Source organism: Stenotrophomonas maltophilia group sp. SKK55 (assembly GCF_057179845.1).
The window spans coordinates 95777-107393 of record NZ_JBXUHP010000059.1; the positions used below are offsets into that span (position 1 = coordinate 95777).

The window sequence follows — 11617 nt, forward strand, 5'->3', positions numbered from 1 at the left end:
GCAAAAGTGTGGCGGTGCCGTGGGTCCGTCTGATTCGGTTCAGGCATAAGCCCATCAGGGCTGGTCATTTCCGTTGAAACCACCCATTCAGGACACTTTCGTTACGGGATCGTTATGTGCCGCACAGGCCACGGCTCCCCCGTACCACCCGCCCACTCCCCCCAGGAAGCCCATGTCCGCCTCCCACAAGGCGTTGCGCCCGCGTCCGCTGGTGCTCGCGCTGTCGTCCCTGATGCTGGTCTCGCTGCCGGCCTTCGCGCAGGAAAGCGCACCCACCACATTACAGGAAGTGAAGGTCACCGGCTCGCGCATTCCCCGTGCCAGTGTCGAGGGGCCCTCGCCGGTGACGGTGATCAGCCGCGAGCAGATCGATGCGCAGGGCTACCGCAACGCCTTCGACGCGCTGAGCGCGCTGACCGAGAACACCGGCAACGTGCAGGGCGAGGACTTCGGCAATACGTTCACGCCGGCCGCCAACACCATCAACCTGCGCGGACTGGGTCCGAACCGCACGCTGGTGCTGGTCAACGGCCGCCGCCAGGCCGACTACCCGCTGGCCTACGAGGGCTCGGTGAATGTGGTCAACCTGGCCAACATTCCCAGCGCCCTGATCGAGCGCATCGAGGTGCTCGCTGCGGGTGCGTCGGCGGTGTATGGCTCCGATGCCATCGCCGGCGTGGTCAACATCATCCTCAAGGACCGTTTTGAAGGCGTGGACGTGAGCGTGCGCGCCGGCGGCACCCAGCAGGGCGGGGGTGACAACCAGCGCGCGCAGGTGGTCGGTGGCAGTTCCGGCGAGCGTTGGGATGCGCTGTTCGGCTTCGAGTTCGACGTGCGCAAGGCGATCCACGCGCGCCAACGCGACTTCATGGATTCACTGGACGATGATCCGGCCGGCAAGGCGCCGCAGGCGACCGCGATCGCCTATCGCCGCAATGCTGCCACCGGCCGCAACATCGATCCGGGCGTGAGCGGCTGCGACGCAGCGTCGGGCATCTATGGCGGCAGCGTGTTCCGTGCCAACAACCCGCGCCAGGGCTGGTACTGCGGCAGCAACGAGGCCGCCGCCAGCTACTGGACCGTGCAGACCCAGAAGCGCAACCTCAATGGCTATGGCCTGTTCACCTTCCACCTCAACGAGACCACCGACCTGTTCGCCGATGTCGCCGTGGGCAGCGCGCGCATCTACAACAACACGCGCGCGCCGACCTGGACGTCGTCACGCAACTACTTCTACAACCAGAACAGCGGGAACCTGGAGAGCTGGTACCGCCGCTTCGCGCCGGAAGAAATCGGTGGCCTGCCGCGCAATGCCAATCGGTTCCTGGAGAACTCGTGGTCGTTCAACGTGGGCGCACGCGGCCAGATCGGCGACAGCGGCTGGGACTACGAGGCGGTCTACAGCCGTTCGCGCTACGAGAACCGCACCCGTCGCCCGGTGCTGCTGGCCGGCATCAACGAGTACCTGCTGGGCCCGAAGCTGGGCGTGCGCAATGGCGTGGAGGTCTATGCGCCGGACCCGGTGCGCCTGTTCAAGCCTTTGACTCCGAACGAGTACGAGGGCCTGTCCGACTATCAGGAAAGTCGCAACGCGGCGTGGCTGCAGACCTTCAGCGCCAGCATCAATGGCCGCCTGTTCGCACTGCCGGGCGGCGATGCTGCGCTGGCGGCGGTGGTCGAGGCCGGCAGCCAGGGCTACCGCAACCGCCCGGACCCGCGCCTGGGCACCGGCGAGTTCTGGAACACCAGCGCCGGTATCGGTGCCGGCGGTGATCGTGACCGCTATGCGGCCGGCGTTGAACTGCAGTTGCCGCTGCTGCAATCGCTGACCACCACGCTGGCCGGCCGCTACGACCAGTACCGCGCAGGCGGCGAGCACATCGGCAAGGCGACCTGGAGCTTCGGCGTCGAGTTCCGCCCGATCGAGAGCCTGTTGATCCGCGGCTCTGCCGCGACCAGCTTCCGTGCGCCGGACATGAACTACGTGTTCGCCACCGAGACCCGCGGCTACAACCCGGGCATGACCGATTACTGGCGCTGCCGTACTGCAGGCCAGTCGTACGACAACTGCGACTACAACGGCCTGTCGATCGACTACAGCAACCGTGCCAACGCACAGCTGCAGCCGGAAACCGCCAAATCCTATGGGTTCGGCGTGGTCTGGTCGCCGCTGTCCGGGCTGGACTTCAGTGCCGACTACTACGACATCCGCATCGACAATGAGGTCACCAGCCTCGACACCAGCCGTATTCTTCGTGATGAAGCCGATTGCCGCCTGGGACGCACGTTGGGTGGCGAAGCGCGCGATATCGGTTCACCGCTGTGCCAGGACGCGCTGTCGCGGGTGATCCGCAACCCGTCCAATGCCACGGTGCAGCCGGACCAGGTAACCCGCGTGCTGATCAATCCGATCAACGCGGCCTCCGAGTCGGTGCGCGGCCTGGACCTGAAAGGCAACTGGCGCTTCGACGCCGGCCGCTATGGCCGCTTCACCACGCGCCTGGCCTATACCGTGGTGCTGGAGCATAAATACCGGCAGTTCTCCGATGATCCGGAGCGTGACATCCGCAATTCACTGGATGACTACCAGTGGCGCAGCAAGGCCAATGGCAGCATCACCTGGAACCAGGGCGACTGGACCACCACGCTGTACGGCAATCGTTTCGGTTCACTGCCGAAGACCGATGGCAGTGGCCGCATCGCGCCGTACATGACCTACAACGCCAGCGTGTTCCGCCAGTTCGGCGAGAACCTGTCGGTGGGCGTGATCGTCAACAACCTGCGTGACAGCCGCCCGCCGGCGGACAGGAACGGGGGCGGCTGGCCGTTCTACCCGGTCGGCAACTACGACCCGTATGGCCGCCAGTACTGGCTGCAGCTGGACTACCGGTTCCGCTGATCGGGCGGGCAGACAGAAGGCCCGGCAATGCCGGGCCTTCTGCTGTGCCCCTATCCGCGGTGATGGCGCGCCGGTCGGCTAGGGCAGCGCCTGTTGCAGGTACGACTCGATGACGTAGCTGAAGGGCTGCTGCTGGCGATCGCGTAGCAGCGCGCGCACTTCCAGGACCACGCCGTGGTCGCCTTCGCCACGCGGTGGCCAGAACGTCTGGTCGGCCAGTGTCTGGCGCTGGAAGCCGAGCGGGCCGACCACGCGGCCAAAGGGTTCGTCGGTGCTGTCCAGCACCTGGTTCATGGCCGGGCTGAGATGGTCCGGCAGGTACCAGTTGTCGGCCTCGGACAGCACGCGGCTGCCACAGACCAGCTGTACCCGGCGGTAGCGCAGCGCGGTGCCAGGCTGCGTCGCACCCAGCGCCTGCAGCACATCGGCGGGGGCAGGCTTGTCCTGGCCATGCACACGCACGGCGCGCACCCGCGCCTGTTCGGCCAGGCCGTGTTCGGCGCACCAGTGTTCCAGGGTGGCGGTGGCGCTCTGCCCGGACAGCACGCGCTGGTGCAATCGCTCGACCAGAGCAGCCGATGCGATGCGCTGTTGGCCCGGCGGCGCCTGCAGCGGCGCGGTGGCGGCCGCATCGGCGGCGGACAGGCTGGCCATCGGGGCAGCAGCGAGCAGGGACGCGGCCTGCCAGCGGCGGAGGCGATCGTGGCGGTCGGACGGGCCCATGCGGCATCACAGCGGAAACAGGCGCCCATGCTACCCGTTCAGGCGTGTGCACGGCGTGGCTGCGACCGGTTGTCGCAGGGTAATCATCGTTCTGGTGAATGCGTGCCATCCAGATATTTCGTTGGCCGATGGCAGCGCCGGCGCTCAGGATGGCGCCATGGCTTGGCTTTCCCGGAGTTCCGATGACGCTTCAGTTCGTCCATGGCGGTGTAGACCGCTACGGCGCGCCACTGCATTTCCATGTCCGTGACGGCCGCATCAGTGGCCTCAATGGCGAGGCTACGCCGGCCGACGGGGCGGAATGCGTCGACCTGCAGGGCTTCGCGGTCCTGCCCGGGCTGGTCGACGGCCACATCCATCTGGACAAGAGTTTTGTCGGCGACCGCTGGCACCCGCACCAGCCGGTGAACAGCCTGCGTGAGCGGCTGGCGGTGGAGAAGGCCGCGGTAGCGGGTGCCGTGCCGATGGTGGACCGTGCCGAGGCCTTGATCCGCCAGTGCAGCCGCTTCGGCACGGTGGCCATGCGCTGCCACGTCGACATCGACGGCAGCACGGGTCTCGGCCATCTCGAAGCGGTGCGCGAGGCGGCGCTGCGCTGTGCCGACCTCATGCGCATCCAGTTGGTAGCGTTCCCGCAGGCCGGGGTGATGTCCTGTCCGGGTACCGCCGCCGTGCTTGAGCAGGCCCTTGCAGCGGGCGTGGAGGTGCTGGGAGGCATCGACCCGACCACGCTGGATGGCGATGCTGAGGGCCAGCTGGCACTGCTGTTCGGCCTGGCCGAGCGCTATGGCGTGCGCCTGGACATCCACCTGCACGAGCCCGGCGAAACCGGACTGGCCCAGTTGCTGCGCATTGCCGCGCGGACCCGGGCCGCTGGCCTGCAGGGGCGGGTGGCGGTCAGTCATGCCTACTCGCTGGGCGACGTGCCGCTGGCGCGCGCGTTGCAGGTGGGCGAGGCGCTGGCGACGGCGGGCGTGGCGATCATGAGCAACGCGCCGGGTGATCATCCATTTCCGCCTTTGCGCGCACTGCATGATGCGGGCGTGCGCGTGTTCGCCGGCAACGACAACATCCGCGACTGCTGGTGGCCTTACGGCAACGGCGATCTGCTGCAGCGGGCGATGCTGCTGGGCTACCGCTCGGGCTTCTACACCGATGCCGACCTGATGCTGGCGCTGGACATGGTCACGACCCATGCGGCGCAGGTGATCGGGCTGCCGCAATACGGTCTTGTGGAAGGGCATCCGGCCACTTTCGTGGCCGTGCGGGCCGATCATGGCCCGGCTGCCGTGGCCGGGGTGCCGGTGGAGCGCCGCGTAGTGGTGGATGGCCGCTGGCTGTAGATCCAGGCCGCACCAACCTCTGTAGCGCCGAGCCATGCCCGGCGGCTTTCAGGCGTAATCGTCGGCGCGGGTAGCGACGAATTCTTCCAGCCACGCCAGCAGATGGGCGATGTCGATGACCTCGCCCTGCTCCACGCGCTTGAGCAGCAGGGTGCCGGCGCCGATCTGCAGGCTGCTGTCGGCATGGCGCAGCACTGCATCGATGCCCCAGGCATCGGTGACCTGCATCCAGGCCAGGCCTGGCACGCGCTGGGCCAGGGTGTCACCGAGCGCCACGCCCAGGGCTTCCCAGCCGCCGCAGTCGTCACGATCGATCAGTTCGGCATCGACCACGCGCTGCAATGTGCTGGCGGCCAGCGGCCATTGCACCGGCAATGTCGGGAAGCTGGCGGCCACGCGCGCGGCGATCAGTGCACGCTGGTGCTGCAGGTGCGTCTGCAGGGCTGCAGGCAGGGGATCGAAGCGCGTCGGGGGTTGGTCGGACATGGCGAGGCGCCGTGGAGCACGGAAGCAGGGGGCACTGTACGAGGCCATGATGCCTGCCGTGCGGCAAGATTGATCAGATATCGATGATCAATGCGCGTAAGGCATCCACACGTGGCGTGGATCTACTGTGGTCAGTCCGGCTCGCGCTGCACCTGCCGCCACAGCTCGCTGGCCAGTGCCCGCACCGCATCATCGGCATCGGCACGATGCAGCAGGCCGATTTCGTAGTTGTCGATCACCGGCAGCCCACGCTCGCCATCGATGATGCGGTGCTCGCGGGTGACTGCACGGCGCGGCAGCAGGCTGATGCCGATGCCATCGGCCACCGCGCCCAGGATGCCGCTCAGCGACGAACTGGTGAAGGCAATGCGCCAGCGCAGGCCCAGCGCTTCCACGGCATGGATCATCTCGTCGCGGTACAGCCCTCGCGGCGGGAAGGTGACCAGCGGCAGTGGGTCCTGCTGCAGGCAACTGCTGCGCAGGCTGTCGATCCAGTGCATCGGCTCGCGCCGGCAATGCACCGCCTGGCGACTGTTGCGGCGCTGCTTGACCAGCACCAGGTCCAGCTCGCCGTGGTCGAAGCCCTGCGCCAGGTCACGGCTCAGGCCGCTGCTGATCTCCAGCTTCACCTGCGGGTGGCGGCGGCTGAAGGCGGCCAGCATGCGAGTGGTCTGCGGGTTGACGAAGTCTTCGGGTACGCCGATGCGGACCGCGGTCTCCACCATCGCGCCGGCCAGCGCCTGGGCCATTTCCTCGTTCAGGTCGAGCATGCGCCGCGCGTAGCCGAGCAGGGTGTGGCCGGCGTCGGTGGGGTGCACATCGCGGTGCCCGCGCTCGAGCAGGCGATGCCCGGCCAGTTCCTCCAGCCGCCGCACCTTCTGGCTGACCGTGGACTGGGTCGAATGCAGGCGCGTGGCCGCCGTGGTGAAGCTGCCGCAGTCGGCCACCATCACCAGCGCCCGCAGCAGGTCCAGTTCGAACAGGGTTCTATTCGATTTGGCACTGTCTTGCATTTGAACATTTCACTTCTGGATACCCAGGCCGACTTCTACCATGCGGGGCAGGGGCCGGCAATGCGCGGCCCCTGTGACCATCGCTCTGCGGCGATGGAGAAAAGGAGACACCGTGATGCGCTTCCATTGCCCCGCTGGCTGGCCTGCACCGTTCACGCGCGTGCTGCTGTGGTGTCTGCTGGCCATGGTCGCCCCTGCCTGCACTGCCACGTCCAGGGCCGACGCAGACGCGCGCCTGCGTGATGCCGCCAGCCGCGGCGATGCCGGGGCGGTGCGCGGAGCACTGGCCGATGGTGCTGATCTGGAGGCGCACGATGGCCAGGGCCGTACGGCGCTGCTGCTGGCCACGCAGGGCAACAACGTGGATGCGGCGCGCGAACTGATCGAGGCCGGGGCGGACGTCAATGCCAAGGATGCGCTGCAGGACAGTGCCTACCTGTATGCCGGTGCGCGCGGCCTGGATGAGATCCTGGCGATGACCCTGGCGCACGGCGCCGATCTGCGCAGCACCAACCGCTATGGGGGCACTGCGTTGATTCCGGCCGCCGAGCGCGGCCACGTCAGCACCGTGCGCATGCTGCTGCGTGCAGGTGTGGCGGTGGACCACGTCAACCGCCTGCACTGGACCGCGCTGCTGGAAGCGATCCTGCTTGGCGACGGTGGCGAGCGCCATGTGCAGATCGTGCAGCTGCTGCTGGAGGCCGGTGCCGACCCGGAGCTGGCCGACGGCGATGGCGTAACGCCACTGGCGCACGCGCGCCAGCGTGGCTATGCCGGTATTGAAACCCTGCTGCGCCAGCACGGCGCGGCGCGCTGAACCGCTACTCCTTCCACCCGCACGCTGGCCGTGCCCACCAGGATGCTGTCCATCATGTTCCGTTCCCGCCTGTTGCCCCTTGCCATCCTTCTTGCGGTGGCGCCGCTGTCGGCATCTGCTGCCGAGCGCGCCGACCTGCTGATCCGCAATGCCACGGTGGTCGACGTCGAGCACGCCAGCACGCTGGCCGGGCAGAGCGTGGTGATCCGCGGCGAGGACATCGTCGCGGTGGGCCCGGACGCGCAGCTGCGCAGCCAGTGGAGCGCGGCCCGCCAGATCGATGCCAAGGGCAAATACCTGATCCCGGGGCTGTGGGACATGCACGTGCACTTCGGGGGGGGCCCGGCGCTGATCGAAGAGAACAAGGCACTGCTGCCGCTGTACATCGCGCACGGCATCACCACCGTGCGTGACTGCTCCGGCGATCTGCCCGAGCAGGTGCTGCAGTGGCGTGGCGAGATCGCCAGGGGCGCGCTGTTCGGCCCGCGCCTGCTCAGTTCCGGCGCGAAGATCGAAGGCATCAAGCCGGTGTGGAAGGGCACGATCGAAGTGGGTAGCGAGGCCGACGTCGACAAGGCGATCACCCGACTGCAGCACGATAAGGTCGATTTCGTGAAGATCACCGACAGCACGCTGAAGCCGGATCTGTTCCTGTATTCGGCCAGCGCCGCGCGCAAGGCCGGCTTCAAGGCTTCGGGCCACATTCCGATGGCGCTGACGGTGGAGCAGGCGGTCGATGCCGGCCTGGCCTCGATCGAGCACCTGGACTACGCATTCAAGGCCGGCAGCAGGGACGAAGCGCAGATCGCCGCCGACTTCGGCGCCGGCCGCATCGACCGCGCGGAAGCCAATCGCCGCCTCGACGCCAGCTTCGACCGTGACACCGCGATGCACGCCTACCGTGATTTCGCCAAGCGCGGCGTATTCGTGACCCCGACCCTCAACGGTGGCCGTATCCTCGATTTCCTGGACCAGGATGACCACGCCAACGATCCGTACCTGGCCTACATCGGCCCGGGCCTGCGCGCGACCTACCAGTGGCGCGTGGACCGCGCCGCGAAGGCGACGCCGGCACAGATCGAGGCGCGCCACGCGCAGTACCACCAGGTGGCGGCCGTGCTGCCGTTGCTGCAGGAGGCGGGCGTGACGATCATTGCCGGCACCGATGCGGGCTTCCTCAACTCGTTCAACTTCCCGGGCATCGCCCTGCACCAGGAACTGCAGCTGTTCGTGAAGGAGGGCCTGAGTGCGCCGCAGGCGCTGTCGGCCGCAACCCGTTCCGGCCCGGCCTGGTTCGGCCAGATGGACCGCTACGGTGCTGTCGCGCAGGGCAAGGCCGCCGACCTGGTGCTGCTGACCGCCAACCCGCTGCAGGACATCGCCGCCACCGAGAAGATCGACAGCGTGATCCTGCGCGGCAACGTGTATGACCGCGCCGCGCTGGACAAGATGCTGGCTGACACCAAGGCCAAGGTCGCAGCGTGGAACGCCGAGGCTGCGAAGGCGCAATGATTGGCAGGGTCGCATCCCTTCCCAACGGGAAGGGTTCTGACCCTGTGGTCTTGAACGAAATCCACGCCATGCGTGGATGATGCGGCCGGTGACCTAGCGCGGTGCCGGCCGCATGCCGTGCAGCTGCGGCAACGCAGCCTTCATCGCATCGATGAAGGCGCGCAGCCGTGGCGGCTGCTGGCGCGCGGCAGGAAACACGACGTGGACCGGCAGTGCCGGCGCCTGCCAGTCCGGCAGCAGCTGCACCAGCCGCCCTTGTGCGAGGTCGTCGGCCACCAGCCAGGCCGAGACCACCGCTGCGCCCAGCCCGGCGCGTGCAGCCTGCTGTACCACGAACAGGTTGTCGCTGAGCAGGCGCGGGCTGATTGACAGCGTATGCGCCCGGCCCTGCGCATCATGCAGCAGCAGGCGTTCGCGGTAGTAGGTGACCAGCGAGATCCACGGCAGTGACTGTGCCTGTTCCGGCGTACTGACCGCCGTGGCGTCCACCAGCGAGGGCGCTGCCACGACGATGCGCGGCACTTCCGCGAGCGGCAGTGCAACCATGCGCGGTTCGTCGACCGGGCCCACCCGGACCGCGCAGTCGATGCCTTCGGCGATGAAATCGGGGCGCCGATCTTCCAGGATCCACTCCAGGCTCAGCTGCGGGTGCTGGGCAAGGAATGCGAGCATGGTCGGCAGCAGCTGCGCCTGGCCAAAGGCGTGCGGCACCATCACCCGCAGGCGTCCGCGCAGCGTTTCCGGTTCGCCGTTCAGCTCGGCCTGCAGCGACTCCCATTCGTCGACCACGCGCTGCGCATGACGCTGGCAGCGCAGGCCGTCCTCGGTCAGTTGCAGGCCATGGGTGGAGCGCTGCAGCAGGCGCAGGCCGAGCTGCCGCTCCAGTGCCTGCAGGCGTCGGCTGACCGTTGGCTGGGTGGTGCCCATCTGCAGGGCCGCAGCAGACAGGCTGCCGGCATCGACGATGCGCAGGAAGGTGCGCAGCAGATCCAGGCGATCAGCGCCGGTGGCGAGGTCATTCATGCGTGTAGCGTATGAAGTATATGTGCCAGAGCCTACTACAGACGTTTGACGAATACAGGCAGGATACGCCCACTTCCTCTACCGGGTTCCCCCATGTCTACCCCCTCGCTGTCTGTTGCGGCCGCATCGGCGACCGTGCCTTCCGCCCCATTGGTGCTGGCAATGGCGGCCGGTGCCGGCTTCTCGGTCGCGTCGCTGTATTACAGCCAGCCCATGCTGGGCCTGATCGCCCAGGACCTTGGCGCCGGTGAGCGCGCCGCCGGCCTGGTGCCAACCCTGACCCAGCTCGGCTACGCGCTGGGCATCCTGCTGCTGGCACCGCTGGGCGACCGCTTCGACCGCCGCCATCTGATCCTGTTGAAGTCCGCGCTGCTGGCGCTGGCACTGGGCGCCGCCGCGATGGCCGGGCACCTGCCGGGCCTGCTGATGGCCAGCCTGCTGGTCGGGCTGATGGCAACGCTGGCGCAGGACATCGTTCCCGCCGCTGCGGTGCTGGCACCGGATGCGCAGCGCGGCCAGATCGTCGGCCGGGTGATGACCGGCCTGCTGCTCGGCATTCTGTTGTCGCGGGTGGTCAGTGGCGTGGTGGCTGAAGCGTGGGGTTGGCGCACGCAGTTCGTGCTGGCGGCGGTATCGGTGGCGGCGATGGGCGCGGTGATGGCGCGTGCACTGCCGCGTTTCGCGCCGACCAGCACGCTGCGCTATCCGGCGTTGCTGGGTTCATTGCTGGCGTTGTGGCGTGAGCAGCCGCAGCTGCGCCGTGCAGTGGCCAGCCAGTCGCTGCTGGCGGTCGGCTTCAGTGCGTTCTGGTCGACCCTGGCGCTGATGCTGCATGCACGTCTGGGCCTCGGCAGTGCGGCGGCGGGTGCGTTTGGTATTGCGGGTGCGGCCGGTGCATTGGCCGCGCCGTTTGCCGGCCGTTTCGCTGATCGACTGGGGTGCCATGCGGTGGCACGGCTGGCGATTGCGGTGGCGCTGCTGGGCTTCGGCCTGCTGCTGGCCGAAGCCTGGTTGCCGGCCGCCGCGCTGCTGCCGTTGCTGGTGCTGAGTGCGCTGCTGTTCGACTTCGGCTTCCAGTCGGCGCTGGTGGCCCACCAGACGCTGGTCTATGGTCTGGTGCCGCCCGCCCGCAGCCGGCTCAATGCGCTGTTGTTCACCGGCATGTTCATCGGCATGGCCGCCGGTGGTGCGCTGGGCAGCCTGGCGCTGGCGCAGTGGGGGTGGCACGGCGTGGCCTGGCTGGCGGTGGTGTGTGCGGGCGGCAGCCTGCTGCTGCGTTTGAAGTAAGGGGGGGCGTTCGGCAGGGCTTGCAGCCCTGCACCTGCTGGGAGCCACAGCAACATCAACATCAACAGCGTGGATTCCGTGGGGTGGTGGGGCGGTGTCGGAGTGCGGGGACGCCGCAAGTACGTCCGTGTAGGCTTGGCAGCCGCTTGCTCGTGTGCGCTTTCCTGCGCACACGGCAAGACCGGGGTTGGGCGTCCTGCCCAACCCGCCCGAGGCATGCCTCGGGCCCATGCGGCTGACACCCCGCACTCCGACACCGCCCCATCTCTGACAGATTCTCGCGATCTGGTAGATCCACGCCATGCGTAGACAAATCTCCATCGAAATCGAGTATCTGGAAATCGGAACGATTTGAGCCGAGCATGGCTCGGCTCTACAGAAAGCCATGCCCGACAGCTCGCAGAGATCTGTCGAAGGCGGGGTGGGTCCGGTTGCGGGAGTGTCCGCGGCATGGATGCCGCGGCCAAGCCCCCAAGGAAGGGTCTACGGCGTCTCCCGCAACCGGACCCACCCC

Annotated in this window: 9 protein-coding genes; 5 read left to right on the top strand and 4 right to left on the bottom strand. The window is 67.8% G+C overall.

Going from position 1 to position 11617, the window contains the following annotated elements:
• Positions 1 to 172: 172 nt before the first annotated feature.
• Complete coding sequence (locus AC2A1N_RS18510; protein WP_061479108.1) at positions 173 to 2899, top strand: TonB-dependent receptor plug domain-containing protein; 2727 nt, start codon at positions 173 to 175, stop codon at positions 2897 to 2899.
• 78 nt (positions 2900 to 2977) lie between these two features.
• Here AC2A1N_RS18510 and AC2A1N_RS18515 read toward each other — a convergent pair whose 3' ends face one another.
• Positions 2978 to 3622 (bottom strand): hypothetical protein, encoded by a 645-nt coding sequence (locus tag AC2A1N_RS18515; protein ID WP_154351001.1) that lies wholly within the window; start codon positions 3620 to 3622, stop codon positions 2978 to 2980.
• 182 nt (positions 3623 to 3804) lie between these two features.
• Between AC2A1N_RS18515 and AC2A1N_RS18520 the strand changes: the two genes are divergently transcribed.
• Positions 3805 to 4965, top strand: coding sequence for an amidohydrolase family protein (locus AC2A1N_RS18520; RefSeq protein ID WP_242892327.1), 1161 nt, complete (start codon positions 3805 to 3807; stop codon positions 4963 to 4965).
• Between the two features lie 48 nt (positions 4966 to 5013).
• Here AC2A1N_RS18520 and AC2A1N_RS18525 read toward each other — a convergent pair whose 3' ends face one another.
• Both AC2A1N_RS18525 and AC2A1N_RS18530 read right to left on the bottom strand, forming a co-directional pair.
• Positions 5014 to 5451: a DUF3806 domain-containing protein gene (locus AC2A1N_RS18525; protein WP_242892324.1), complete on the bottom strand. Its 438-nt coding sequence runs from the start codon at positions 5449 to 5451 to the stop codon at positions 5014 to 5016.
• Positions 5452 to 5582: 131 nt separating this feature from the next.
• The gene (locus AC2A1N_RS18530) at positions 5583 to 6464 is read right to left on the bottom strand and encodes a LysR substrate-binding domain-containing protein (protein ID WP_061479113.1); all 882 of its coding nucleotides are present in this window, start codon (positions 6462 to 6464) and stop codon (positions 5583 to 5585) included.
• 115 nt (positions 6465 to 6579) lie between these two features.
• On the opposite strand from AC2A1N_RS18530, the gene AC2A1N_RS18535 reads away from it, so the two are divergent.
• Together AC2A1N_RS18535 and AC2A1N_RS18540 are read left to right on the top strand one after the other, a co-directional pair.
• On the top strand, positions 6580 to 7281 hold the full coding sequence (locus tag AC2A1N_RS18535) for an ankyrin repeat domain-containing protein (RefSeq protein ID WP_134969243.1): 702 nt from the start codon (positions 6580 to 6582) through the stop codon (positions 7279 to 7281).
• 54 nt (positions 7282 to 7335) lie between these two features.
• On the top strand, positions 7336 to 8793 hold the full coding sequence (locus AC2A1N_RS18540; protein WP_484373114.1) for an amidohydrolase family protein: 1458 nt from the start codon (positions 7336 to 7338) through the stop codon (positions 8791 to 8793).
• 93 nt (positions 8794 to 8886) lie between these two features.
• Here AC2A1N_RS18540 and AC2A1N_RS18545 read toward each other — a convergent pair whose 3' ends face one another.
• Complete coding sequence (locus tag AC2A1N_RS18545; protein WP_484373116.1) at positions 8887 to 9816, bottom strand: LysR family transcriptional regulator; 930 nt, start codon at positions 9814 to 9816, stop codon at positions 8887 to 8889.
• A gap of 93 nt (positions 9817 to 9909) precedes the next feature.
• On the opposite strand from AC2A1N_RS18545, the gene AC2A1N_RS18550 reads away from it, so the two are divergent.
• The gene (locus tag AC2A1N_RS18550; protein WP_484373118.1) at positions 9910 to 11103 is read left to right on the top strand and encodes an MFS transporter; all 1194 of its coding nucleotides are present in this window, start codon (positions 9910 to 9912) and stop codon (positions 11101 to 11103) included.
• Positions 11104 to 11617 lie beyond the last annotated feature (514 nt).